The organism is Pseudomonas sp. L7, assembly GCF_046605565.1.
Lineage (GTDB): Bacteria > Pseudomonadota > Gammaproteobacteria > Pseudomonadales > Pseudomonadaceae > Aquipseudomonas > Aquipseudomonas wayambapalatensis.
On the sequence record NZ_CP176784.1, the window covers coordinates 1,151,211 to 1,177,722 of the forward strand.

General features: G+C 63.4%; 20 protein-coding genes. 13 read left to right on the forward strand and 7 right to left on the reverse strand.

Annotated elements, in window-relative coordinates:
* Positions 1 to 69 precede the first annotated feature (69 nt).
* Complete coding sequence (gene guaB, locus ACK3BK_RS05530) at positions 70 to 1,539, forward strand: IMP dehydrogenase (RefSeq protein ID WP_054895167.1); 1,470 nt, start codon at positions 70 to 72, stop codon at positions 1,537 to 1,539.
* A gap of 78 nt (positions 1,540 to 1,617) precedes the next feature.
* Positions 1,618 to 3,195, forward strand: a complete 1,578-nt coding sequence (gene guaA / locus ACK3BK_RS05535) for a glutamine-hydrolyzing GMP synthase (RefSeq protein ID WP_186711287.1) — start codon at positions 1,618 to 1,620, stop codon at positions 3,193 to 3,195.
* A gap of 93 nt (positions 3,196 to 3,288) precedes the next feature.
* Here guaA and ACK3BK_RS05540 read toward each other — a convergent pair whose 3' ends face one another.
* Both ACK3BK_RS05540 and treR read right to left on the reverse strand, forming a co-directional pair.
* On the reverse strand, positions 3,289 to 4,059 hold the full coding sequence (locus ACK3BK_RS05540) for a hypothetical protein (RefSeq protein ID WP_411383871.1): 771 nt from the start codon (positions 4,057 to 4,059) through the stop codon (positions 3,289 to 3,291).
* 5 nt (positions 4,060 to 4,064) lie between these two features.
* Positions 4,065 to 4,769 (reverse strand): trehalose operon repressor, encoded by a 705-nt coding sequence (treR, locus tag ACK3BK_RS05545; RefSeq protein ID WP_411383872.1) that lies wholly within the window; start codon positions 4,767 to 4,769, stop codon positions 4,065 to 4,067.
* Positions 4,770 to 4,988: 219 nt separating this feature from the next.
* Here treR and treP point away from each other — a divergent pair, with 219 nt between their 5' ends.
* The 9 genes from treP (at position 4,989) to tadA (ending at position 16,722) form a co-directional block, all read left to right on the forward strand.
* On the forward strand, positions 4,989 to 6,431 hold the full coding sequence (gene treP, locus ACK3BK_RS05550) for a PTS system trehalose-specific EIIBC component (RefSeq protein ID WP_186668785.1): 1,443 nt from the start codon (positions 4,989 to 4,991) through the stop codon (positions 6,429 to 6,431).
* A gap of 28 nt (positions 6,432 to 6,459) precedes the next feature.
* On the forward strand, positions 6,460 to 8,106 hold the full coding sequence (gene treC, locus ACK3BK_RS05555; RefSeq protein ID WP_411383873.1) for an alpha,alpha-phosphotrehalase: 1,647 nt from the start codon (positions 6,460 to 6,462) through the stop codon (positions 8,104 to 8,106).
* Between the two features lie 69 nt (positions 8,107 to 8,175).
* Positions 8,176 to 9,396: a maltoporin gene (locus ACK3BK_RS05560; RefSeq protein WP_411383874.1), complete on the forward strand. Its 1,221-nt coding sequence runs from the start codon at positions 8,176 to 8,178 to the stop codon at positions 9,394 to 9,396.
* 42 nt (positions 9,397 to 9,438) lie between these two features.
* The gene (gene ptsP / locus ACK3BK_RS05565; RefSeq protein ID WP_411383875.1) at positions 9,439 to 11,970 is read left to right on the forward strand and encodes a phosphoenolpyruvate--protein phosphotransferase; all 2,532 of its coding nucleotides are present in this window, start codon (positions 9,439 to 9,441) and stop codon (positions 11,968 to 11,970) included.
* Positions 11,971 to 11,972: 2 nt separating this feature from the next.
* Positions 11,973 to 12,254, forward strand: a complete 282-nt coding sequence (locus tag ACK3BK_RS05570; RefSeq protein WP_186668777.1) for a PTS transporter subunit EIIB — start codon at positions 11,973 to 11,975, stop codon at positions 12,252 to 12,254.
* Between the two features lie 348 nt (positions 12,255 to 12,602).
* On the forward strand, positions 12,603 to 13,289 hold the full coding sequence (locus tag ACK3BK_RS05575; RefSeq protein ID WP_411384445.1) for an alpha/beta fold hydrolase: 687 nt from the start codon (positions 12,603 to 12,605) through the stop codon (positions 13,287 to 13,289).
* Positions 13,286 to 14,698, forward strand: a complete 1,413-nt coding sequence (locus ACK3BK_RS05580; protein ID WP_411383876.1) for a heavy metal sensor histidine kinase — start codon at positions 13,286 to 13,288, stop codon at positions 14,696 to 14,698. Before ACK3BK_RS05575 ends, ACK3BK_RS05580 begins: the two co-directional genes overlap by 4 nt.
* Before the next feature lie 162 nt (positions 14,699 to 14,860).
* Positions 14,861 to 16,243, forward strand: a complete 1,383-nt coding sequence (locus tag ACK3BK_RS05585; RefSeq protein ID WP_288374389.1) for a multicopper oxidase family protein — start codon at positions 14,861 to 14,863, stop codon at positions 16,241 to 16,243.
* Positions 16,243 to 16,722, forward strand: coding sequence for a tRNA adenosine(34) deaminase TadA (gene tadA / locus ACK3BK_RS05590; protein WP_411383877.1), 480 nt, complete (start codon positions 16,243 to 16,245; stop codon positions 16,720 to 16,722). Before ACK3BK_RS05585 ends, tadA begins: the two co-directional genes overlap by 1 nt.
* 194 nt (positions 16,723 to 16,916) lie before the next feature.
* Here the strand turns inward: tadA and mltF are convergent, their stop codons facing one another.
* Positions 16,917 to 18,374, reverse strand: coding sequence for a membrane-bound lytic murein transglycosylase MltF (gene mltF / locus ACK3BK_RS05595; protein WP_411383878.1), 1,458 nt, complete (start codon positions 18,372 to 18,374; stop codon positions 16,917 to 16,919).
* A gap of 413 nt (positions 18,375 to 18,787) precedes the next feature.
* On the opposite strand from mltF, the gene purL reads away from it, so the two are divergent.
* Positions 18,788 to 22,687, forward strand: coding sequence for a phosphoribosylformylglycinamidine synthase (purL, locus tag ACK3BK_RS05600; RefSeq protein WP_411383879.1), 3,900 nt, complete (start codon positions 18,788 to 18,790; stop codon positions 22,685 to 22,687).
* Positions 22,688 to 22,690: 3 nt separating this feature from the next.
* Positions 22,691 to 23,002, forward strand: a complete 312-nt coding sequence (locus ACK3BK_RS05605) for an NGG1p interacting factor NIF3 (protein ID WP_186668766.1) — start codon at positions 22,691 to 22,693, stop codon at positions 23,000 to 23,002.
* 75 nt (positions 23,003 to 23,077) lie between these two features.
* Here ACK3BK_RS05605 and ACK3BK_RS05610 read toward each other — a convergent pair whose 3' ends face one another.
* The 4 genes from ACK3BK_RS05610 to tatA all read right to left on the reverse strand — a co-directional run bounded on the left by ACK3BK_RS05610 (position 23,078) and on the right by tatA (position 26,388).
* Positions 23,078 to 25,099: an HET-C-related protein gene (locus ACK3BK_RS05610; RefSeq protein ID WP_411383880.1), complete on the reverse strand. Its 2,022-nt coding sequence runs from the start codon at positions 25,097 to 25,099 to the stop codon at positions 23,078 to 23,080.
* Between the two features lie 85 nt (positions 25,100 to 25,184).
* Entirely contained in the window at positions 25,185 to 25,928 is a 744-nt protein-coding gene (gene tatC, locus ACK3BK_RS05615; RefSeq protein WP_411383881.1) for a twin-arginine translocase subunit TatC, read from the reverse strand.
* Entirely contained in the window at positions 25,925 to 26,188 is a 264-nt protein-coding gene (tatB, locus tag ACK3BK_RS05620; protein WP_186711438.1) for a Sec-independent protein translocase protein TatB, read from the reverse strand. The genes tatC and tatB overlap by 4 nt, the downstream gene beginning before the upstream one ends.
* Complete coding sequence (tatA, locus tag ACK3BK_RS05625) at positions 26,188 to 26,388, reverse strand: twin-arginine translocase TatA/TatE family subunit (protein ID WP_411383882.1); 201 nt, start codon at positions 26,386 to 26,388, stop codon at positions 26,188 to 26,190. Before tatA ends, tatB begins: the two co-directional genes overlap by 1 nt.
* Between the last annotated feature and the right edge of the window lie 124 nt (positions 26,389 to 26,512).

Below are 26,512 nucleotides of genomic sequence, written 5' to 3' on the forward strand. Positions count from 1 at the left end.
GCATTGAGCGGCGCGCCATGGATGAGTATAATGGCGCGCTTCCATTTTTCCCGCCCGGGAGCCCCCGCGATGCTGCGTATCAGCCAAGAAGCCCTGACCTTCGACGATATCCTCCTTGTACCTGGTTACTCCGAGGTACTGCCCAATGAAGTCAGTCTCAAGACCCGTTTGACCCGTGGCATCGAGCTGAACATTCCACTGGTTTCCGCCGCCATGGATACCGTGACCGAAGCGCGCCTGGCCATCGCCATGGCTCAGGAAGGCGGCATCGGCATCATCCACAAGAACATGACCATCGAACAGCAGGCCGGCGAAGTGCGCAAGGTCAAGAAGTTCGAGGCTGGCGTGGTCAAGGATCCGATCACCATCGATGCCGACGCCACCGTACGCGACTTGTTCGACCTGACCCGCCTGAACAATATCTCTGGTGTTCCGGTGCTGGAGAACGGTGACCTGGTCGGTATCGTCACCTCCCGCGACGTGCGTTTCGAGACGCGTCTGGAAGCCAAGGTACGCGACGTGATGACTCCCAAGGAGCGTCTGGTCACCGTCCGCGAAGGCGCCGACAAGAACGAAGTCCGCGAGCTGCTGCACAAGCACCGCCTGGAAAAAGTCCTGATCGTCGACGACAAGTTCGCCCTCAAGGGCATGATGACCGTCAAGGACATCGAAAAAGCCAAGGCCTACCCACTGGCCAGCAAGGACGACCAGGGTCGCCTGCGCGTCGGCGCTGCAGTCGGCACCGGCAAGGACACCGGTGAGCGTGTCGCGGCACTGGTTGCCGCTGGCGTCGACGTGGTGGTGGTGGACACCGCACACGGTCACTCCAAAGGCGTGATCGACCGCGTTCGCTGGGTCAAGGAGAACTACCCGCAGGTGCAGGTGATCGGCGGCAACATCGCCACCGGTGCCGCCGCCAAGGCCCTGGCCGAAGCCGGCGCCGATGCGGTCAAGGTCGGCATCGGCCCGGGCTCGATCTGCACCACCCGTATCGTCGCCGGTGTCGGCGTGCCGCAGATCAGCGCCATCGCCAACGTCGCCGCAGCACTGGAAGGCACGGGTGTGCCACTGATCGCCGACGGCGGTATCCGTTTCTCCGGTGACCTCTCCAAAGCCATCGTCGCTGGCGCCTCGTGCGTGATGATGGGCTCGATGTTCGCCGGTACCGAAGAAGCCCCGGGTGAAGTCGAGCTGTTCCAGGGCCGTTCGTACAAGGCATACCGTGGCATGGGCTCGCTGGGTGCCATGGCACAGGCGCAGGGTTCTTCGGACCGTTACTTCCAGGACTCCTCGGCCGGTGCCGAGAAGCTGGTTCCGGAAGGTATCGAAGGCCGCGTCCCTTACAAGGGTGCCCTGGCTGCGATCATCCACCAGCTGATGGGCGGGCTGCGTTCCTCCATGGGCTACACCGGCAGCGCGACCATCGAAGAGATGCGCACCAAGCCGGAGTTCGTGCGCATCACCGGTGCCGGCATGGCCGAGTCCCACGTGCACGACGTGCAGATCACCAAGGAAGCCCCTAACTACCGCGTAGGCTGAGGCTTCAGCAACAACCGAGAGCGGGGCTGTCACGAACAGCCCCGCGTCGTTTCCGATTTCCACTGACGAGATTGAGTCATGGCCCTCGACATTCACGCTCACCGAATCCTGATCCTCGATTTCGGTTCCCAGTACACCCAGCTGATCGCCCGCCGCGTGCGCGAGATCGGTGTCTACTGCGAACTGCACCCGTTCGACATGGACGATGAAGCGATCCGCGCCTTCAACCCGCGCGGCATCATCCTGGCCGGTGGCCCCGAGTCGGTCCACGAAGCCAACAGCCCGCGTGCACCGCAGGCGGTGTTCGACCTGAACGTACCGCTGCTGGGCATCTGCTACGGCATGCAGACCATGGCCGAACAACTGGGCGGCAAGGTCGAAGGTTCCGAACTGCGCGAATTCGGCTACGCCCGCGTCGATGTGGTCGGCAAGAGCCGCCTGCTCGACGGCATCGAAGATCATGTCGACGCTGACGGCGTACTGGGCCTGGACGTGTGGATGAGCCACGGCGACAAGGTCACCCAGATGCCGGGCGACTTCCACGTGCTGGCCAGCACCCCGAGCTGCCCGATCGCCGGCATGTTCGACGATGCCCGCGGCTACTACGGCGTGCAGTTCCACCCGGAGGTGACCCACACCAAGCAGGGTGGTCGCATCCTCTCGCGCTTCATCCAGGACATCTGCGGCTGCGAAGCCCTGTGGACCCCATCCAACATCGTCGAAGACGCCATCGCCCAGGTGCGTGAGCAAGTCGGTTCGGCCAACGTCCTGCTGGGCCTGTCTGGCGGCGTCGACAGCTCGGTGGTTGCCGCGCTGCTGCACCGCGCCATCGGCGACCAGCTGACCTGCGTATTCGTCGACAACGGCCTGCTGCGCCTGCACGAAGGCGACCAGGTGATGGCCATGTTCAAGGAGAACATGGGCGTCAAGGTGATCCGTGCCGATGCGGAGCAGCAGTTCCTCGACAACCTAGCCGGTGAGGCCGACCCGGAGAAGAAGCGCAAGATCATCGGCCGTACCTTCATCGACGTGTTCGATGCCGAAGCCAGCAAACTGGAAAACATCCAGTTCCTCGCCCAGGGCACCATCTATCCCGACGTGATCGAGTCGGCTGGCGCCAAGAGCGGCAAGGCCCACGTGATCAAGTCGCACCACAACGTCGGTGGCCTGCCGGAGGAAATGAACCTCAAGCTGGTCGAGCCGCTGCGTGAACTGTTCAAGGACGAAGTGCGCAAGATCGGCCTGGAGCTGGGCCTGCCGTACGACATGGTCTACCGCCACCCGTTCCCGGGCCCGGGCCTGGGCGTGCGCATCCTCGGGGAAGTGAAGAAAGAGTACGCCGACATCCTGCGTCGTGCCGACCACATCTTCATCGAAGAACTGCGCAAGGCCGACTGGTACCACAAGACCAGCCAGGCATTCGTGGTGTTCCAGCCGGTGAAATCGGTCGGCGTCGTCGGCGATGGCCGTCGCTACGCCTGGGTCGTCGCGCTGCGCGCCGTCGAGACCGTGGACTTCATGACCGCACGCTGGGCGCACCTGCCGTATGAGCTGCTGGAGACTGTCAGCGGCCGTATCATCAACGAGATCGACGGGATCTCGCGGGTGACCTACGACGTGTCGAGCAAGCCGCCGGCGACGATCGAGTGGGAATGATGTGAAGAGGGCGCCGCAAAGGCGCCCTTTTTATTGATCCTTTGAACTCATTGGCCGGCTTTGGGAACACCTGCCCGTCGCTGGAGCCGAGCGTTACGAGATATTAATGCTCATGACGTACACAGGTATCCTTTTGTCGGCATAACCATATTTCCCTACGCAGTGATCAGTGCACGCAATGTGCTCGGACACCAAGCTCAAATGGGCGCCTTCGGCAAATAGCACCTCGTTTTCATGCCCAAGGTTTGTTCCCTTTCGTTTGAAGACAAAGGCATGGCTTCGAGGAGCCGTGACACGCAGTACCCACAAATCGATTCGCCCAGCATCAAAGGCTTTGGCGTTATGGTACGCATTGCTCAGTGCCACCTGGGGGCATAGAGACGTAGAAAGAGGACGGTTTGTGATGAGGCTATCTGCGCCTGGCCAGAGTCCTCCATGGAACAGGTATTGACCTTCGCTCAGCCGTTGTTTCAGGGCATTGATTTGCGCGGATACTGTTTCAAGGTCGTAGAAGGGAAAAGAGTTTCGATAGCGGGACAATTCGGTGGGCGTTGACGATGGCATTGCTTTGCGCCAGGCAGTAAACGCCAAACTTTCATCAAGGCGCCTATTTATGAAATTCCGTAAGGCATTGTCTTTTCCCTGCGCGGCGAAGAATGCCGCCTCGACAGCATTGGACACCGTCGCCCTTAGTCTGACGGGAACGCGATGATGGAAACTGCCTGCCTGTAGTGCTTCTTGCACAGTAGGGTCCCGTGTTTCCCAATCTTCAAAGGCGGGAGTGAAGGTATCTACGATTGGAAGATTCATTTTGGTGGACCTGAGTTGTTGCTCTGCCGATGGGCCGTCTACAGGCGCGTTCATTCAACCTACCTTCGCGCAATATCCGAAAAGTAGAACTTGTCCAGCGTATGCCGCGACTCGGTGTACTCGAATTGCCGCCCATCCTGCAGGAACGTCTGGTTGCTCACCACGATCACGTGACTCTGCCCGTCCAGGTCGAGCAGAGCCTTGTCGTCCTTGCTGCGAGGCTGCGCCTCGATGGTACGGCGGGCGTAGCTGATCTGCAGTTGCAGGGTCTGCTCGATGTAGGCGTAGATCGACTGCCCGGCAATCGCCTGGTCCAGCCCTGGGATCAGGTCGGCAACGAAATGGTTGATGTCCAGGATCACCCGCTTGCCATCGATGCGCCGCACCCGCTTGATGCGGGTGATCAGGCTGCCGGGTTCGGCTTCGATGTGCTGCAGCAGGGCACCTTCGAGCGGCAGTTGGCTGAACTCCACTACTTCGGTGCCGACATCGTCGCCCAGGTCCAGGTGCGTCTCGTGAAAACTGACGATGCCGCCGAGCTGGAACTCGATCGGGTTGGGTGAGAGCACGAACGTGCCCTTGCCGTGGATCTTCTGCGCGAAGCCGCGCTCCTGTAGTTGCTCGATGGCCCGGCGGACGGTGCCGCGGCTGGCCTGATAGGCGTCCATCAACTCGGTTTCCGAGGGCAGGCGGGTGCCGCGCTCAAGGCGTTCGGTGGTGATGCTGGCAAGCAGATCGCTGTAGATCTGGTTGTATTTGCTCATGAGATGGCTCTGTGCCGCGTCCGCGTTCAAGCCAGGAACCTTAAGGGGGCCGGGGCCGTTTTGTCCATGGCCGAGGTGTCGTTGTGCCCGGTTGAAAATGACATTTTACAACTCGTACAGACGAGTTGTTGCTTTAACTCGTCTGTACGAGTACTTTTGCTCTCGGCGTGCTGCCACAGAACTCTGCATAACAAGAATTCCAAGAATGGAAGAACAAGCATGAGCCACGATTACCCGCAGATTGCCCGCGACCTTCTCGAGAGCCTCGGGGGCCGCGACAACCTCGAACAAGCTGCCCATTGCGTGACCCGCCTGCGTCTGGCGGTGAAGGACACGGCCCAGGTCGACCGCGCCGCGCTCGCCCGCATCGACCTGGTCAAGGGTTCGTTCTTTACCGGCGGGCTGTTCCAGATCGTCATCGGGCCCGGCGAAGTGGAGCGGGTCTATGCCGCGCTGCGCCAGGAAACCGGGATGGCGGCCTCGACCATCGCCGACGTGAAGAAAACCGGTGGCGACAAGGCCAACGCCATGCAACGCCTGGTTCGGGTGTTCTCCGATGTGTTCATGCCGATCCTTCCGGCGCTGATCATTGCCGGCCTGCTGATGGGCGTGAACAACCTGATGGGCGCCAAGGGCATGTTCATCGAGGGCAAGACGCTGCTGGAGGCGTACCCCAATCTCGACGGGCTGTGGAGCCTGATCAACCTGATGGCCAACACCTCGTTCGTGTTCCTCCCGGCGCTGGTTGGCTGGTCGGCGGCCAAGCGCTTCGGCGGCAGCGAGATCCTCGGCATCGTGCTGGGCCTGATGCTGGTGCACCCCGATTTGCTCAACGCCTGGAACTACGGCAAGGCCGTCGCCGGTCTCGACGGCCAGAGCCTGCCGTACTTCGATATTTTCGGTTGGTTCCAGATCGAGAAGGTCGGCTACCAAGGGCAGATCCTGCCGATTCTGATGGCCGCCTACGTAATGAGCGTGATCGAGAAATGGCTGCGCGCCCGGGTGCCGAATGCCATCCAGCTGCTGGTGGTGCCGATCACTACCATCGTCGTCACCGGCGTGCTGGCGCTGGCGATCATCGGCCCGGTCACCCGCCACCTGGGCATCCTCATCACCGAGGGCGTGGTGACCTTGTTCGACCTGGCGCCCATGGTCGGCGGGGCGATCTTCGGCATGCTCTATGCGCCACTGGTGATCACCGGCATGCACCACATGTTCCTGGCCGTGGACCTGCAACTGATCTCGACCCAGGGTGGCACCTTCATCTGGCCGATGATCGTCATGTCCAACCTGGCCCAGGGCAGCGCTGCGCTCGGGGTGTTCTACATGAGCCGCAACGCACGGGACAAGAGCATGGCCTCGACCTCGGCGATCTCGGCCTATTTCGGCATCACCGAGCCTGCCATGTTCGGCGTCAACCTGCGCTTCAAGTTTCCCTTCTACGCCGCCCTGCTGGGCTCGGCCCTGGGCAGCATCGTGCTGTCGCTGAACAAGGTGCAGGCCTCGGCCATTGGGGTGGGCGGGCTGCCGGGCTTCATCTCGATCATTCCGCAGTACATCCCGATCTTCGTCCTCGGCATGTTCGTGGCCATTGTCGTGCCCTTCGTCCTGACCTGCGCGCTGAGCGTGAAGATCGTCCGCCCAGGCTATCGCGTCGCCTGACCCTGCAACCGTCGTCGAGGAATCCACCATGCAAGACTGGCAACACCAGGTGATCTACCAGATCTACCCGAAAAGCTTCCACAGCCACGGGGGTAACGCCACCGGTGACCTGCTTGGCGTGGTCGACAAGCTCGACTACTTGCAGTGGCTGGGGGTCGAGTGCCTGTGGCTGACACCCTTCCTGCGCTCGCCCCAGCGCGACAACGGCTATGACATCAGCGACTACTACGCCATCGACCCCAGCTACGGCAGCATGGACGATTGCGACCTGCTGATCCGCGAGGCCGGCAAGCGCGGCATCAAGCTGATGCTCGACATCGTGGTCAACCACACCTCGATCGAGCACGCCTGGTTCCAGCAGGCACGCAGCAGCCTCGACAACCCTTACCGCGATTTCTACATCTGGCGCGACCAGCCGAACAACTGGGAATCCAAGTTCGGCGGTTCGGCCTGGGAATACGAAGCGCAGACCGGCCAGTACTACCTGCACCTGTTCGACCACACCCAGGCCGACCTCAACTGGGACAACCCCAAGGTCCGCGCCGAGGTGTACAAGCTGATGCGCTTCTGGCGCGACAAGGGCGTGGGCGGCTTCCGCCTGGATGTGATCAACCTGATCTCCAAGCCCGCCGACTTCCCCGAAGACCACAGCGATGGCCGACGTTTCTACACCGACGGCCCGAACGTGCACGACTACCTCCAGGAAATGCACCGCGAAGTCTTCGAAGGCCACGACCTGATCAACGTCGGCGAGATGTCCTCGACCACCCTGGAGCACTGCGTGCGTTATTCCAGCCCGGCGTCGAAGGAGTTGTCGATGACCTTCAACTTCCATCACCTGAAGGTGGACTATCCCAACCTGCAGAAGTGGGTGAAGGCCGACTTCGACTTTCTGCAGCTAAAGCGGATCCTCTCCGACTGGCAGGTGGGCATGCAGGCCGGCGGCGGCTGGAACGCCTTGTTCTGGTGCAACCACGACCAGCCGCGGGTGGTCTCGCGTTTCGGCCACGACGGCGAATACCGCGTGGTGTCGGCGAAGATGCTCGCCAACGCGCTGCATTTCCTTCAGGGCACGCCCTTCATCTACCAAGGCGAAGAGTTGGGCATGACCAATCCGGGCTTCGAGCACATCGACCAGTACCGCGATGTCGAGACGCTGAATATCTTCCGCCTCAAGCGCGATGCCGGGGTTTCACAAGCCGACAGCATGGCGGCGATCATGCAGAAGTCGCGCGACAACGGCCGTACGCCGATGCAGTGGACTGCCGGGGCGCACGCCGGTTTCAGCAGCGCCGAGCCATGGATCGGTGTTGCAGCCAATGCCGCGCAGATCAACGTCGAGCAGCAGTTGGACGATCCCGACTCGGTGCTGCACCACTACCGCGCGCTGATCGCCCTGCGCCGTCGTGAGCCGCTGATCCAGGACGGGGTGTACAGCCTGTTGCTGGACGACCACCCGCACGTCTGGGCCTACCTGCGCGAGGGCCAGGGCGAGCGCCTGCTGGTGCTCAACAACTTCTACGCCAACCCCTGCCAGATCCGTCTACCGGACGGCCTGATTGTCGATGGCACCGAGCAGCGCGTGTTGATCAGCAATTACGCCGACTGCCCGCAGCGTACCGCCAGCATTGCTCTGCGGCCCTACGAATCGTTCGTGCTGCACCTGAAGGACTGAGCCTTTGCAATACCCCCGTCCGGGAGTGCGGGGGGCTGGAACACCATAATAAAAATACCGGAGTGCTTCATGAGAACAACAATAAAGCTCGGCCTCGTCGCGTCCTGTTTCTGTGTTCCCGTTGCCGCCCAGGCCCTGGAGTTTGCCGGCTACCTGCGCAGCGGCGCCGGCACCTCCACCGGCAGTGGTCCGCAGCAGTGCTTCCAGTTGCCGGGTGCGCCTTCGAAGTACCGCCTGGGCAACGAGTGCGAGCAGTACGCCGAGCTGGAATTGCGCCAGGACCTGCTGACTTTCGACGACGGTTCGGTGCTGAGCGTCGATGCCATGGCCTCGCTGTACAACAAGTACGACCGCTCGCTGCAGTTCCAGGGCGACGACCACGGCAGCGCGCGCATGCCGCAGATGTATGCGCAGTGGTCGAACCTGCCCAGCCTCAATGGGGGTTCGATCTGGGCCGGGCGGCGCTACTACAAGCGCAACGACATCCACATTTCCGACTTCTACTACTGGAACCAGAGCGCCACGGGCGGCGGGATCGAGGATGTGAAGATCGGCGACCTCAGGTACAGCTACGCGATCTCGCGCAAGGACAACCTGTACCAGAAGGAATACGCCACCCGCCACGACTTCAACGTCGCCGGCTTCAAGACCAACCCTGATGGCGAGCTGGAACTGGGCCTGAGCTACATCGACAAGGCCGGAGGTCGCGACACCCATACTGGCTGGGCGATGACCGCGCAGCACGTGCAGAAACCCTTCCTTGGTGGCCGCAACAAGTTCGCCCTGCAGTACGGCGAAGGGCCGGGCACCGGCCTTGGCTACACCGGCAATACCGCACTGGACGACAGCAGCAAGAGCTACCGGGTGGTGGAGTTCTTCGACTGGCAGGTGACGCCGCGCTTCGGTGGCCAGGTCGAGGCCGTCTACCAGAAGGATATCCGCCCTGGCAGCCAGGATCAGACCTGGATGTCGCTGGGCGTGCGCCCGGCCTATGCCATCAGCGAACAGTTCAAGCTGGTGGCCGAGCTGGGGCATGATCAGATCGATGCCAGCGGCGGTACCCGCAAGCTCAGCAAGTTCACCTTCGCCCCGACCTGGTCGCCCAAGGGCCCCGAGTTCTGGGCGCGCCCGGAAATCCGCCTGTACTACACCTACGCCACCTGGAACGAGGCGGCCAAGCGTGCAGCCAATGAACTGGCGGCGGGTTCCGCCTTGTCCGATACCGGCTCGTACGGCACCGCGCGCCATGGCGCCAACGTCGGTGTGCAGATCGAGTACTGGTGGAAGTAGACCGCTCCGATGACTTTCAAGAACACGACAGCAGGTGACGTCATGACCTCATCCCAACCGCTGGAACTGCTGGCTCCCCTGTCCGGGGTGCTGCTTGCCCTGGACAAGGTGCCCGATCCTGCCTTCTCCAGCCGCCTGGTCGGCGATGGCCTGTGCCTCGATCCGACTTCCTCGGTGCTCTGTGCGCCGCTCGCAGGCACGGTCAGCAATATCCAGGACAGCGGCCATGCCGTCAGTATCACCGATGACCAGGGCGTGCAGGTGCTGTTGCATGTCGGCCTGGACACCGTGAACCTGGCGGGCAAGGGCTTCACCCGCCTGGTCGTGGAAGGCCAGCGGGTCGAGGCAGGGCAACCACTGATCGAGTTCGATGCCGACTATATCGCCCTGCATGCGCGCAGCTTGCTGACGCTGATGCTGGTGGTCAGTGGCGAGCCGTTCACCGTGCTGGCCGACGACGGCAGCCTGGTGCAACAGGCGCAGCCGGTGTTGCGTGTGGCCCTGCAGGCGGGTGAACAGCAGGCGCAAGAGGAGGAGGGTGAGGCACTGTTCACCCGGCCACTCATGCTGCCCAATGCCAACGGCCTGCATGCGCGTCCGGCGGCGGTGCTGGCCCAGGCGGCCAAGGGTTTCAAGGCGAGCATCTGCCTGCACAAGGGCGTCGAGAGCGCCAATGCCAAGTCGCTGGTGGCGATCATGGCGCTGCAGACCTCGCAGGGGGATGCCGTGCAGGTCAGTGCGGCAGGCGAGGATGCCGAAGCAGCGCTCGCCGCATTGACCGCACTGTTGCTGGAAGGTTGTGGCGAAGCGGTGAGCGTTGTTGACGAGGGGCAGCAGGTGCTGGCGGACAGCGAACAGGAAGCCCTGTTGCGTGGCGTCTGCGCCTCGCCCGGCTCGGCGTTTGGACAGGTAGTCCAGGTTGTCGAGCCTGAGCTGTCGATCAGCGAGTCGGGTGCCGGGCAGGCGCTGGAGCGCGCCACGCTCGACCGCGCCCTGCAAGAGGCCGATCTTGCACTGCAGGCGATGCAAGCCAAAGCGGGCAGCGCGGCCCAGGCCGAGATCTTCCGGGCCCACCAGGAACTGCTGGAAGACCCGACCCTGCTTGAGCAGGCCCATCAATTGCTCGGCGAGGGCAAGAGCGCGGCGTTCGCCTGGAACCATGCCACGCTGGCCACCGGTGCGCTGTTCCAAGGGCTGGGCAGTGCCTTGCTCGCCGAGCGTGCCGCCGACCTCACGGATGTCGGGCAGCGGGTGCTGAAGTTGATCCTTGGCGTTGCGGACAGCGCCTGGACCCTGCCCGAGCAGGCGATCCTGGTGGCCGAGCAGTTGACCCCGTCGCAGACCGCGAGCCTCGACCCCGACAAGGTGCTGGGCTTCGTCACCGTTGGTGGTGGTGCGACCAGCCATGTGGCGATCCTCGCCCGGGCGCTGGGGCTGCCGGCGATCTGTGGCGTGCCAGCGAGCGTGCTGGCGCTGGCCGATGGGACTCAGGTGCTGCTCGACGCCGACAAGGGTGAGTTGCTCTTGAGCCCGGACCCCGCGGCCATCGAGCGCCAGCGTATCGATCGCCAGCAACAGGGCCTGCGGCGCGCCCAGGACCTGCAGCAGGCACAGGCGCCTGCGATCACCCGGGATGGGCATCGGATCGAGGTGACGGCCAACGTCGCCTCGCAGCAGGAGACACAACAATCGGTGGAGCTGGGCGGCGAAGGCGTCGGCCTGCTGCGTTCGGAGTTTCTCTACCTGGACCGCAACCGTGCGCCCAGCCCGCAGGAGCAGGCCGATACCTACAGCGCGATCGCCCAGGCATTGGGCCCGGAGCGCAACCTGGTGGTGCGCACCCTGGATGTCGGCGGCGACAAGCCGCTGGCCTATGTGCCGATGGCGGTCGAACAGAACCCCTTCCTCGGTCTGCGCGGTATCCGCCTGTGTCTGGAGCGCCCGCAACTGTTGCGCGAGCAGTTTCGCGCCATCCTCGCCAGTGCAGGCGTGGCTCGCCTGCACATCATGCTGCCGATGGTCAGCCTGCTCTCGGAACTGCGCCAGGCCCGCAAGATCCTGCAGGAGGAAGCGCATGCCCTCGGCCTGGCGAACCTGCCCAAGCTGGGAATCATGATCGAGGTGCCGTCGGCGGCGCTGATGGCCGATGTGTTTGCGCCTGAGGTGGATTTCTTCTCCATCGGCACCAATGACCTGACCCAGTACACCCTGGCCATGGACCGCGACCATCCGCGCCTGGCCGGCCAGGCCGACAGTTTCCACCCGGCGGTGCTGCGCCTGATCGCCACCACGGTCAAGGCGGCCCATGCCCATGGCAAGTGGGTCGGGGTGTGTGGCGCGCTGGCGTCGGAGTCGCTGGCGGTGCCGGTGCTGCTGGGGCTGGGGGTGGACGAACTGTCGGTCAGCGTACCGCTGATTCCGACCATCAAGGCCCGGGTACGCGAGATGGACCTGCAGGATTGCCAGCAACTGGCGCGTCAGGTGCTGGGGCTGGAGGAGGCCGATCAGGTGCGCGAAGCCCTGCGCGGCTATCAGGCACGTGACGTCGAAACCTCATTGGCCGTGGAGGGCTGAGCATGTTCGAGAAATTGCAACGGGCATTCTGGAAGGCGCTGACGCCGGACCTGATTGCCGAGGAGCCCGCGCCGGCGGCGGTCGGTGAGCTGTTGCCAGACGTGCTGGCGGCATTGGGTGGGGCGGGGAATCTCAAGTCGCAGCAGCGCGTCGCGTTGACCCGCGTGCGCGTGCAGTTGCTGGACCCGGCGCGGCTGGACGAGGGCGCGCTGAAGGCGGCCGGTGTGCCCGGGGTCATGGTGCTGGCGGGTGGGGTTGTGCACCTGCTGGTGGGAGTTGTGTAGCCTGATCCGGCCCTATCGCGGGACCAGCCCGCTCCCACAGGCGCAAGATCATGGTGCCTCTGAACTGCCCCCAAAGGTTGGATTGGTGTCCAACTTCTTGGGGGCAGTCCATTCTGTGGGAGCGGGCTGGTCCCGCGATGAGGCCCGAACCGGCATGCCCGGCTCCGTCATTCTTTTGTAATGACCGGGTCATGCCCCGGTTTCCCCTGGCTTCGTACAGTGAGCTCACTCCCGTACGCACCCAGAGGAACACCCATGAAACTCCGCTCGCTCGTCCTTGCCCTGTCACTCGCCGGCGCTGCTTTCGGCGCCACCTCTACCTGGGCCGCCGATACCGCGCCGCAGGAAGTGAAGAACATCGTGCTGGTTCACGGCCTGTTCGCCGATGCTTCCAGCTGGTCCAAGGTGATTCCGCTGCTGCAAGCCAAAGGCCTGCACGTGACCGCAGTCCAGAACCCGACCACCTCGCTCGACGACGACGTCGCGGCCGTCAATCGGGCGCTCGCCCAGCAGGACGGCCCGGTGATCCTGGTCGGTCACTCCTACGGCGGCATGGTCATCAGCCAGGCCGGTGATGCCGAAAAGGTCAAAGGCCTGGTCTACATCGCCGCCCGTGCCCCGGAAGCGGGCGAAGACTACCCTGCATTGACCAAGCGCTTCCCGGCAGCGCCGGCTGGGGCTGGCCTGCAGTGGTCGGCGGACGGTTACGGCATGCTCAGCGAAAATGCCTTCGTCAACGACTTCGCCGGCGACCTGCGCCTGGATCTCGGCAAGCACCGCTGCGAACGCGCAGGCATTCGCATCGACCTGACCAGCAAGGAGTTCAAGTTGCTGGCGTGTTTTCTCCAGCATCCTGAGCAGGTGCTGTCGCGCACCTTCCTCGCGTCGCGGGTGTGGGACATGAATTTCGACAGCGACACCAATGTGGTGGACGTCGCGGTGCGGCGCCTGCGGCAGAAAGTCGACGAACCCTTTGCGGTGCGCCTGATCCATACCGTGCACGGCGTTGGCTATCGCTGCGAGCTCGAGGCATGAGGCGCCTGTCGCTGACCGTGCGGCTGGCGGTATTGCTGGCAACCTTTTCCTTCGTCGCCCTGGCTCTGCTGGGCGGCGCACTGTATGTCGCACTCGGGCAACAACTGGCGCTGCGTGACGACGGCGCGCTGCTGACCCGCGTCGAGCAGATCCGTACCTTGCTGCGTGACATGGACGCCCGAGAACTGGTGCGTGACAAGCCGCAGCTGTTTGCCAACATGCTGGGCAATACCGAATCCTTGCTGGTTATCCGGCCGGTCGCCGGGGCGCCACTGCTGGAGGTCAACCCAGGGCGCCGCGAAGTGCCGCAGGTCACGCCTCTGCCCGCCGGGGACGCGCTGGGGCTGGACGCGGTGCAGCGCAGCACCACCGCCGATGGCACGCCTTTCATCTATACCGCAGTGCTCAGCGCGCCACCGGGTGGCGGCGCGGCGCTGGAGATTCTGTCGGGGCGCTTGCTGACCGAGCGCACCCGCATCCTGCGCGAGTACCGCGACAACATCATCTTGTTCTCGTCGGTGATGGCCGTGCTGGCGGCAGCCCTGGCCTATCTGCTCGCCCGCCGCGGCATGTCGCCACTGCGCCGGTTGGCGCGCCAGACGGCAACCATTGGCGTCGGCACCTTGTCGCAGCGGCTGCAGCGCGACGATGCACCCGCCGAGCTGGATGCCCTGATCGAGCAGTTCAATGCCATGCTGGCGCGGCTCGAACGCGGTTTCGAGCAGCTCAAGCAGGTCAGTGCCGACATGGCCCACGACCTGCGTACACCCATCAACAACCTGCTGGGCCAGACTGAGGTCGGCCTTGGTCAGGTGCGTGAACCGCATTACTACCAGCGCCTGCTGGGCTCGCACTTCGAAGAGTTGCAACGGCTGTCGCGGATGATCGACAACATGCTGTTCCTGGCCCGCGCCGAACATGCCGACCACCCCATCGATCGCACCGGGCTTGAATTGGCCCAGGAGTTGGGGCGTCTGTGCGATTACTTCGAAGACCTCGCCTGCGAGCGCGACGTGCGGCTGGTATGGCATGGCGAAGGCACGGTCTGGGCCGACGCCGCGTTGCTGCGCCGGGCACTGGCCAACCTGCTGGCCAATGCGGTGCGCTTTGCCGAGCCGGGCAGTGTCATCGAGGTGACCGCCGGTGAGCAGGGCGATGAGGTGTTGATCCAGGTGCGTAACCGTGGGCAGGCAATTGCGCCTGAGCACCTTGAAAGCGTGTTCGAACGTTTCTACAGGGTCGATGCCTCGCGCCAGCATTCGTCACAGTCCAGTGGGCTGGGCCTGTCGATCGTGCGGTCGATCATGCAATTGCACCAGGGGCACTGCTGGGCCGAAAGCAGCGAGGGTTCGACCTGTTTCACCCTCGCGTTCCCGCGTGTCAGCCACGATAGGCCACCCAGCCCTTGAAGGACAGCGCGCAATAGACCATCTCGATACCGCTGAAGCCGGCCTGGTGCAGCAGCGCGACAACAGTTCACTTAATCTTTCTCAATTGCAGGTGTATCGTATTCGCCCTTCATTGCCAGCGGTGCTGGCAGCTTGATTGCGCAAAACGAGGTGCCTGCACGTATGTCCTTTACCCGTCGACAAATGCTCAAGGGCCTCACCGGCCTCGTCGTGGTTGGCCTGGGCGCCGGAGGCGCGGCTCGCTACTGGCTGGGCAAGGTCGAGGACGACAATGCCGGGCACGACTACGAGCTGATCGCGGCGCCCCTGGATGTCGAGCTGGTCCCCGGATTCAAGACCGAAGCCTGGGCTTTCGGGCCGTCGGCACCGGGCACCGAGTTGCGGGTGCGCCAGGGCACCTGGTTGCGGGTACGCTTCATCAATCACCTGCCGGTGGAAACCACCATCCATTGGCACGGCATCCGCCTGCCGCTGGAAATGGACGGCGTACCTTATGTGTCGCAACTGCCGGTCAAGCCGGGCGAGTTCTTCGACTACAAGTTCCGTGTGCCGGATGCCGGCAGCTACTGGTATCACCCGCATGTCAGCAGCTCCGAAGAGCTGGGGCGCGGCCTGGTCGGGCCGCTGATCGTCGAGGAGCGCGAGCCGACGGGTTTCCGGCATGAACGCACCCTGAGCCTGAAGACCTGGCACGTGGACGAACAGGGCGAATTCATGCCATTCAGTGTGCCTCGCGAAGCGGCGCGCAATGGCACGGCTGGCCGCTTGATCACCATCAACGGCAAGGCCGAGGCAGTCACCGAGTTGCCTGCGGGCCAAGTGGTGCGCGTGCGGCTGCTCAACCTGGACAACACCTGGACCTACCGCATCAACCTCAAGGGCAACTACGAGGCGATGGTCTATGCGCTCGATGGCAACCCAGTGACCCCGAGGCCGCTCGAGGACGAGTACTGGCTGGGCCCCGGCATGCGCATCTGCCTGGCCATCCGAATTCCCGAGGCCGGCGAGGAGATTTCCCTGCGCGACGGTTTCGTGCGCCTGGGCACATTGCGTTCGGTCGCCAGCAGCGAGGCGCCGGGCGACTGGCCCAAGGCGTTGCCGCCGAACCCGATCGCCGAGCCGGACCTGGAGAACGCCGAGAAGCTGAACTTCAATTTCGAGTGGGCGGGCAAGGTTTCGGTGAACACCGACAATGGCAAGCCACCGAGTCTGTGGCAGATCAACGGCCAGGCCTGGGACATCACCGACAAGACCTGCGCCGACCGGCCGATCGCCACGTTGAAAAAGGGCAACAGCTATATCTTCGAGCTGAAGAACATGACCCAGTACCAGCACCCTATCCATCTTCACGGTATGAGTTTCAAGGTGATCGCCTCCAATCGCCGCAAGATCACCGAGCCCTGGTTCACCGACACCTACCTGCTGGGCAAGAACGAACGTGCCCAGGTGGCGCTGGTGGCGGATAACCCGGGCACCTGGATGTTCCACTGCCATGTGATCGACCACATGGAAACCGGCCTGATGGCCGCGATCGCGGTGGTCTGATGCGTCCGCGGATCATCGATCGCAGCGGCGATCAGGCATTCATGCAGTTGGCCCTGGAACTGGCGGCTGAAGGCGCCTTGCTGGGCGAGGTGCCGGTAGGTGCGGTGCTGGTGCAGCAGGGGCAGGTGATTGGCCGAGGTTTCAACCGGCCCATCACCGACAGTGACCCCAGCGCCCACGCCGAAATGGTCGCCATCCGCGATGCGGCCAAGGCTGTCAGCAACTACCGGCTGCCGGGCAGCACCCTGTATGTGACCCTTGAACCCTGCAGCATGTGTGCGGGGCTGATCGTCCATTCGCGAATCGAGCGGGTGGTGTATGGGGCGCTGGAACCCAAGGCCGGGGTGGTGCAGAGCCAGGGGCAGTTCTTCACCCAGGGCTTTTTGAATCATCGAGTGATGGTGGAGGGAGGCGTGATGGCGCAGGAGTGCGGGCAGATCCTCAGCGATTTCTTCAAGGCGCGCCGGGCCAAAGCTTAGCTGACACGATCCCTGTAGGAGCAACTGTCTTGTTCAAAATCTAAAGGCCAGCCCAATCCCTGTGGGAGCGGCGGTTCGGCGCCCCGACTTGTCCCGCGATCACCGGCGTAGCCGGTGCCATGCATCGCGGTGTTCCTTTCGCGGGCAAGCCCGCTCCCACAGGGACCTGCGGTCCTACAACGGGAGGCGGGATGTCACATCGGCGGTGATTGTTCCGCCGGCTTGTCCTTGTTGACCCCCGGCACATGCAGGTTGCCCTCGGCCACCTGGCCTTCGAGCTGCGGCTGGGTCACCCAGGTGAGGATGTCGTAGTAGCGACGGATGTTGGCCACGAAGTGCACCGGCTCGCCGCCGCGGGCGTAGCCATACTTGGTCTTGCTGTACCACTGCTTTTGCGACAGGCGCGGCAGCATCTTCTTCACGTCCAGCCACTTGTTCGGGTTCAGGCCTTCACGCTTGGCGAGTGTGCGGGCGTCCTCGAGGTGGCCGCTGCCGACGTTGTAGGCGGCCAGGGCGAACCAGGTGCGGTCCGGCTCCTGAATGCTGTCGTCCAGTTGCTCCTTGATGAGCATGAAGTATTTCGCCCCACCCATGATGCTCTGCTTCGGGTCCAGCCGGTTGGACACGCCCATGGCCTGGGCGGTGCGCTGGGTCAGCATCATCAGGCCGCGTACGCCGGTCTTGGAGGTCACCTCGGGCTGCCACATCGATTCCTGGTAACCGATCGCCGCCAGCAGCCGCCAGTCGACCTGCTCGACCTTGGCGTAGCTCTTGAAGTGCTTTTCATACTTGGGCAGGCGCTGCTGCAGGTGCTGGGCGAAGGTGTAGGCACCGACGTAGCCAAGCACGTCCACATGGCCGTAATAACGGTCTTTCAGACGCTGAAGCGTGCCGTTCTTCTGCGCCTTGTCGAGAAACTCGTTGATCTCGTTGAGCAGGCTGTTGTCTTCGCCGGCCGCCACGGCCCAGCGCTGGTCGCGGGCATCACCCAGGTCGAAGGCCACGCGCACGTTGGAGAAGTACACCTGGTTCATCGCCAGCTCGTTGGAGTCGACCAGTGTCAGGTCGATCTGGCCTTCGTCGACCATGCGCAGCAGGTCGACCACCTCCACGGCGTCGGACACTTCGTATTCAAGCGTCGGATACTGTTTCTTCAGTTCGGCCAGCTGTTCGGCGTGGCTGCTGCCCTTGAGCACCATGATCTTCTTGCCGATCAAGTCCTTGGGTTCGGTGGGGCGGGAGCGGCCGTTGCGGTAGATGACCTGGGGGGTGACTTCGAGATACGGGTGGGAAAACTTCGCCTGGGTGGTGCGTTGCTCACTGCTGACCAGGCCGGCGGCGGCCAGCACCGGGCCGGAAGGCTTGCCCAACTGGTCGAAGAGATCGTCGAGGTTGTCGGCGGTCTCGATCTCCAGCTTGACGCCGAGATCGTCGGCGAAACGCTTGACCAGCTCGTATTCGAAACCGGTTTCGCCGTTGCGGTCCTGGAAGTAGGTGGCCGGGCTGTTGCGGGTTATGACGCGCAGCACGCCGTCCTCCTTCACGCGCTCGAGGGTGCTGGGTTTTTCAACACAGGCACCGAGCATCAGCAAGAGTCCGGTTGCGAAGAGCCATCTGGCGCAGCGCTGGCGCAAAGCAGTGTGGGCGAACATAGGTTGCAGTATACGCAAAGGACCGCCCGCGCCATATCTCGACAACCGGTAGCTTGTCTGGTAGCGGGTTTTGGGTTGCGAGGGGGAGGCGCGGGTTGTGGTGGGGCGGGGAGGTGTATGCCTTTGGAGGGTGGGGGAGCTGGGAGGTACATGTCTTTGGAGGGAGGGTGTCTGAAAGATCGAGCGCCGCCCGCGAAGCGCCGCGCGGGCGGCGCTCGATCTTTCGGACGAAAAACCCTTCAAGCCTGGCGCTCAACAGGCGAAAAATCCCCCAAGCCAACCCGGCAGAATTCTGACCCTCAGGTCCGGTTCCGCCGCCCGGCAGCATTGCCCTCTGGCGGGTGCCGAAAGCCGTCGAATTAGGCTAGAATGCACGGCCTCTAAGCACACCCCTTCCTGAGGCTGTCCCGACGATGTTGATCCTGCGCGGCGCTCCTGCCCTTTCTGCCTTTCGCCACGGTAAATTACTCGAGCAACTGAGCCAGAAAGTCCCCGCTGTTACTGGTTTGTATGCCGAATTTGCCCACTTCGCCGACGTCGACGGCGAGCTGACCGCCGACCAGCAGCAGGTGCTGGGGCGTCTGCTCAAGTACGGCCCGAGCGTGCCGGTACAGGAGCCGAGCGGCCGCCTGTTCCTGGTCGTGCCGCGTCTGGGCACCATTTCGCCCTGGGCTTCCAAGGCCAGCGACATCGCCCACAACTGCGGCCTGCAGTCGATCCAGCGCCTGGAGCGCGGCATCGCCTACTACGTTGCCGGCTCGCTCAGCGACGCCGACGCCGCGCAGGTCGCGGCCGAACTGCACGATCGCATGACCCAGCGCGTGCTGACGCAACTGGAACAGGCCGCTGACCTGTTCAGCCACGCCCAGCCCAAGCCGATGACCTCGGTCGACATTCTCGCAGGTGGCCGCGCCGCCCTGGCCCAGGCCAACGTCGACCTGGGCCTGGCCCTGGCCGAAGATGAGATCGACTACCTGGTCAACGCTTTCCTGGGGCTCAAGCGCAACCCGAACGACATCGAGCTGATGATGTTCGCCCAGGCCAACTCCGAGCACTGCCGCCACAAGATCTTCAACGCCAGTTGGGACATCGACGGCCAGGCTCAGGAAAAGAGCCTGTTCGGCATGATCAAGAACACCTACCAGATGCACAACGAAGGTGTGCTGTCTGCGTACAAGGACAATGCCTCGGTGATCGTCGGCAACGTCGCCGGCCGCTTCTTCCCGAACCCTGAAACCCGCCAGTACGGTGCGGTGCAGGAGCCGGTGCACATCCTGATGAAGGTCGAGACGCACAACCACCCGACCGCCATCGCCCCGTTCTCCGGCGCCTCCACCGGCTCCGGCGGCGAGATTCGCGACGAAGGCGCCACCGGCCGGGGCGCCAAGCCCAAGGCCGGCCTCACCGGCTTTACCGTCTCCAACCTGCGCATCCCGGGCTTCGAGCAGCCATGGGAGCAGGCCTACGGCAAGCCGGAGCGTATCGTCGACGCCCTCGACATCATGATCGAAGGCCCGCTGGGCGGCGCTGCGTTCAACAACGAATTCGGTCGTCCGGCCCTGACCGGTTACTTCCGCACCTTCGAGCAGTCCATCAACACCCCGCACGGTGAAGAAGTACGCGGCTACCACAAGCCGATCATGCTCGCTGGCGGCATGGGCAACATCCGCGAAGACCACGTGCAGAAGGGCGAGATCACCGTTGGCGCCAAGCTGATCGTGCTCGGTGGCCCGGCCATGCTGATCGGCCTGGGCGGCGGCGCTGCCTCGTCGGTGGCCACCGGTGCCAGCTCGGCTGACCTGGACTTCGCCTCGGTACAGCGCGAAAACCCGGAAATGGAGCGCCGCTGCCAGGAAGTCATCGACCGCTGCTGGCAGTTGGGCGACGCCAACCCGATCGCCTTTATCCACGACGTCGGTGCCGGCGGCATCTCCAACGCCTTCCCGGAGTTGGTCAACGACGGTGGCCGCGGTGGCCGCTTCGAGCTGCGCAACGTGCCCAACGACGAGCCGGGCATGGCCCCGCACGAAATCTGGAGCAACGAATCGCAGGAGCGTTACGTGCTGGCCGTCAGCGCCGTCGATTTCGAGCGCTTCAAGGCCATCTGCGAGCGTGAGCGCTGCCCGTTCGCGGTGGTCGGCGAGGCCACCGAAGAACAGCATTTGACTGTCACCGACAGCCACTTCAAAAACACGCCGGTCGATATGCCGCTCGACGTGCTGCTGGGCAAGCCGCCGCGCATGCACCGTTCGGTCACTCGCGAAGCCGAGCTGGGCGATGATTTCGACCCGAGCGAGCTGGACCTCGACCAGGCTGTGCAGCGCGTGCTGAGCCACCCGGCCGTGGCCAGCAAGAGCTTCCTGATCACCATCGGCGACCGCACCATCACCGGCCTGGTCGCCCGCGACCAGATGGTCGGCCCGTGGCAGGTGCCGGTGGCCGACTGCGCCGTCACCGCCACCAGCTTCGACGTCTACACCGGTGAAGCCATGGCCATGGGCGAGCGTACACCGCTGGCACTGCTGGATGCCCCGGCGTCCGGGCGCATGGCCATCGGCGAAACCATCACCAACCTGGCCGCCTCGCGCATCGACAAGCTGTCCGACATCAAGCTGTCGGCCAACTGGATGTCCGCTGCCGGCCACCCGGGTGAAGACGCGCGCCTGTACGACACCGTCAAGGCTGTCGGCATGGAGCTGTGCCCCGAGCTGGGCATTACCATTCCGGTCGGCAAAGACTCGATGTCGATGAAGACCAAGTGGAGCGAAGAGGGCGTCGAGAAGAGCGTCACCTCGCCGATGTCGCTGATCATCACAGGCTTCGCCCCGGTCACCGACATCCGCAAGACCCTCACCCCGCAACTGCGCATGGACAAGGGTGAAACCGACCTGATCCTGATCGACCTGGGCCGCGGCAAGAACCGCATGGGCGCCTCGATCCTGGCCCAGACCTACGGCAAGATCGCCGCCCAGGCACCGGACGTCGACGACGCCGAAGACCTCAAGGCGTTCTTCGCCGTGATCCAGGGCCTGAACGCCGACGGTCACCTGCTGGCCTACCACGACCGTTCCGACGGCGGCCTGGTCACCACCGTGCTGGAAATGGCCTTCGCCGGTCATTGCGGCCTCGACCTGCAACTCGATCCGCTGACCGACAGCAAGGGCGACGTGCCGGCCATCCTCTTCAACGAAGAGCTGGGCGCGGTCATCCAGGTTCGCCAGGACGCCACTCCGGACGTATTGGCCCAGTTCAGCGCCGCCGGCCTGGGCGAGGAGTGCGTCGCGGTGATCGGCAAGCCGGTCAACAACGGTGAGGTGTCCATCAGCCTGAACGGCGAAGTGCTGTTCGACGATGACCGCCGCATGCTGCAGCGCCAGTGGGCCGAGACCAGCTACCAGATCCAGCGCCTGCGCGACAACGCCGACTGCGCCGACCAGGAGTTCGATGTCCTGCTCGAAGAGGACAATCCAGGCCTGTCGGTCAAGCTCGGCTACGACGTCAACGACGACGTTGCCGCGCCTTACATCAAGAAGGGTGTGCGGCCGCAAGTGGCGATCCTGCGTGAGCAGGGCGTCAACGGCCAGGTCGAGATGGCTGCGGCCTTCGACCGTGCAGGCTTTGCCGCCATCGACGTGCACATGAGCGACATCCTCGCCGGTCGTGTCGACTTCGAAGCCTTCAAGGGCCTGGTCGCCTGCGGTGGCTTCTCCTACGGCGACGTACTGGGTGCCGGTGAAGGCTGGGCCAAGTCGGCGCTGTTCAACAGCCGTGCCCGCGATGCCTTCCAGGCCTTCTTCGAGCGTACCGACAGCTTCGCCCTGGGCGTGTGCAACGGTTGCCAGATGATGTCCAACCTGCACGAACTGATCCCGGGCACCGAGTACTGGCCGCACTTCGTGCGCAACCGCTCGGAGCAGTTCGAAGCGCGTGTAGCCATGGTCGAGGTGCAGAAGTCCAACTCGATCTTCCTGCAGGGCATGGCCGGTTCGCGCATGCCGATCGCCATCGCCCACGGTGAAGGCCATGCCGAGTTCGCCAGCGAAGAGGCGCTGCTGGAAGCCGACCTGTCCGGTTGCGTGGCCCTGCGTTTCGTCGACAACCACGGCAAGGTCACCGAGCAGTACCCGGCCAACCCGAACGGTTCGCCACGGGGCATCACCGGCCTCACCAGCCGCGACGGTCGCGTCACCATCATGATGCCGCACCCTGAGCGTGTGTTCCGCGCCGTGCAGAACTCCTGGCGTCCGGATGACTGGCAGGAAGACGCCGCGCTGATGCGCATGTTCCGCAACGCGCGGGTGTGGGTGAACTAAGCGGTGCACAAGCTCGCCTTCTTCGTCCCCGCCAGCCATGTCGAAGTGGTCAAGGCCGCCGTGTTCGCTGCTGGAGGCGGACGTATCGGTGACTACGATCACTGTGCCTGGCAGACACTTGGCCAGGGTCAGTTCCGCCCGTTGGATGGCAGCCAGCCATTCCTCGGGCAGGTTGGCCAGGTCGAGGTGGTGGAGGAGTGGAAGGTGGAGCTGGTGGTGGCCGATGAGCGGGTTCGTCAGGTGGTTGCTGCATTGAAGCAGAGCCATCCTTATGAAACGCCGGCGTATGAGGTCTGGCCTTTGCTCGACGTCTGAATGCGCTGAAGTTTCGCTGCTGCAAACCGACAAGCCCCGGCAGTCTCCTGCCGGGGCTTGTCGTTTCTACAGGTTTTAACTGAACAGCCCTTTCAGACGTTCCCAGGCGCTTTCATCCACCGCTGGCGCCTCATGATGGTGATGGAGCTCTTCGAAGACGGCTGGGTTGCTGGATTTCTGGATTTCCTTGGGATGCTCGCTAGCCCATTTGCTGACCAGCTCGTCCTGCCACTCACTGTCATTGGGGTGGGTAAAGTAGCTGCGCGCTACCTTGACCGGATCGCGCAACCGGCCGCCCTGCCAGTATTTGTACATGGCGAAGCCGACATCGCGCACCGCAACCCGGGCCATCAGAGTGGCCAAGGTATGCAGCGGATGCACGTCATGGTCCTTGGCAAGCTGGGAGTGGGTCGGATTGGTCGAACCGGTGAGCATGGGATTGCCCATCCTGTACGTCTGGATATCGTCGACCGAGTTGCCGATCAGGTTGAGGATGGCGCGATAGCCGATCTTGGGCAGGTCGGTTGCAAGGCGCAGCGGTGAGCCCGTGATCCAGGAAACGCGCCTCGCCACATTGAACCCGGGAAGGTCCGCCAATGTATCGCGAATTTCCAGTGCACTGTTCAGGTGTTCCTGCCACTGCGGATCGGGGTGATCCTGAAGCAGGATCAGCAGCGCCAGTTCAGTGTCCGAGCGTTGCCCTGGCGTGATGTTCTCGAAGTCGCCGGAGGGCGCGAAGAGTACTTTGGCCATCGGCTCGGCCAGGCTGGCTATCACATCGCTACCGGCGAACATGCCAGTGACAATGGGCCAGCCGTGCTTGCAGTCGGCTTGTGCGGTCCAGGTCAGTACAGTGTCGTGACCCTGCTTGTGCAGGCTCAATTCGGCGTAGTTGGAGTGGGCGAAGTAATCTTCCAGCACGTGTAGTGCTGCACCGAATTTGCGCATGCCCTCAGGGGTCGGGCCGGCCGCCATTGCCTCGCGTAGTCGTCCGCACATGTAATCGACGGAACTGAAGATTTGGCGCTTCATGGACGTATCCGGATCGACCTGCAACCGCGGATCGTCCTGTGCCACAGGCGGCTCGAAGTCTGCATCGATGGTGCGCGGATCAGTCACTGACGGGCTGGGGTTGTAGGGATTGTCGATGTGCTCGGTAGGACGATACACCCCGAGCATCTGCGGTGTGATCACGTAGTGCGCGCGCTCTTGCGGCGTGGATTGCAGGCTGGGGAATGCCTTGAGCGCCAGCAGGTCTACGAGTTGGGTCAGGACTTTCCGGGAGAGCTTGCGCGGGAACTCTTTGGGCGCGTCCTCGGCGCGGACCAGCTTGGGATCGAGCAACTGCGAGTAGTCGCGCAACCAGTTGCCGAAATAGATCGCCTTGCGTTGTTGCTCATTGAACCCGGCGTACTTGAGGTCTTCCTCGATCGACTCATGCCCCCAGGACATTTCAGGGTTTTTCTTGTCGCCCTTGCCCGCAGAAAAGCCCTCGGTGCTGCCTTCATTGGTGTTGGCGCGTTGCGCATGTTCATCCTGGCTCTGGCGGATGAACATGCGCATGGCCTGGTCATCGGCTCGCAGGGTGATGGTTCGGCCTGCTTCGGTCAGTTGGGCGATCGGCAGATCACCGCTCGGGCCTGACTCCATGCAGCCGATCAGGTAGGCGAAGCGCGCACCTTCCTCGAGTTCTGCATCCTCGGCCACCGAGGCTAAGCCATCGTCCAGGCCTTTCGCGAAGTCTTGGCGCAGAAGGTTGTCCAGGTGATGACCGAACTCGTGCAGCAGGATGGTCGCCAGTTCACAGGCTGCCTGTGGCTGCAGCAGCGCGCCAGCGATCACCTCGGGGTGCAGGTGGATGATACGCGTGGCATTGTCGTAGCAGGCTTTGCCCGCCACCTGTTGGCTGACCTGGTGTACAGGGTTGCTCAACGTGCCGTCGCGCAGTGCGTCCTGCAGCTGCTGGTAGCAACTGTCTGGCAGGTCGTCACCGAACACAGGGATGAGCATTTCGCGAAAGGCCTGTGCTGAGAGTGGCCGGCTGATTTCGGTGAGTCGATCAAGAGCGAAGCGGGTGTGCAGACTTAGTGGGATCATGCTGGGGACTCATCAACTGACGGAGCCCCCAGCATGTGAGCCGCGTGGTGCAAGAGGGAGCAGGCAACGCCTCCCGCTGTAGGCGCTACGAAAGGCAGGAGCGGTTTTGAAGGGCCCCGCAGGCCAGCAGGCCGATCTCGAACAGCAACCACATCGGGATGGCGAGCATGGTCTGGGAGAACACGTCAGGAGGCGTGAGGATCATACCGGCCACGAAACAGCCGACGATCACGTAGGGCCGGCTACGGCGCAAGCTGGCAACATCGGTCATGCCTGCCCAGACCACGATGAAGGTCGCCACCGGAATCTCGAATGCCAGGCCGAACGCCAGGAAAAGCGCGAGGATGAAGTCCAGGTACTGGCTGATGTCGGTCATCATTGCCACGCCTTCGGGCGTCACGCTGGCGAAGAAACCGAACATCATCGGAAACACCAGGAAGAACGCGAATGCCATGCCGCCGTAGAACAGCAGGATGCTCGACACCAGCAGCGGCAGGGCGATGCGTTTCTCCCGCCGATACAGCCCCGGCGCGATGAAGCCCCAAGCCTGATGCAGCAGCACTGGCATGCTGATGAACAGCGCGCACATGGCCGTCAGCTTGAAGGGCGTGAGAAACGGCGAGGTGACGCTGGTCGCGATCATGCTCGCGCCTTCGGGCAGGAAGCGGCGCAGCGGTTCGGAGACCAGGGTGTAGAGGGTCTGGGCGAAGGGGAACAACCCGGCGAACGCCAGGGCGATGGCCAGCAGGCAACGCACCAGGCGCTTGCGTACGTCTCGCAGGTGTTCGGTCAGCGGCATTGCCGACCTTCCGTGGATAGCGAAGCTCATGATCTACCTTCCCTGGCGGGGGCTTCATCGAGGCTGACACCCTGGCGGATATCCTGCTCCAGTTTGCGCAGCGCCGCATCATCCAGGGCTGGCATGTCGATTTCCCGCTCGACCTGGGCGCGCAGCATGTTCATGGCCTGCCGCGCCTGCCCAAGGCCGCGCCCGACGGTGCGCATCGCCACCGGCAGGCGTTCGGGCCCCAGGACCAGCAGAGCGACGACGCCAACCAGCAGCAGTTCGCTGAAACCGATCTCGAACATCAGCCTTGGCGATCCGTTGGCTGCTGTTGAACCTGTGCGCTGGGTGATGCGCTGCTGTTGTCGTCACCGCCCATCGACTTGCGAAAACCCTGGATCGCTTCGCCGACATCGCTGCCCAGGCCTTTGAGGCGCTTGGTGCCGAACAGCAGGAAAACGATCAGCAGCACGATCACCAGTTGCCAGATGCCTATACCGCCCATTTGTGAGAACCCCTGTAAGGTCATGAAAAGGAAGGCCAATCCTGCCTGCTTCAGATGACGCCAACGTGACTGTCGGGAAACATTGCCATGTGCTTGCAACACGCACCGTGTTGACTGTCGCCTC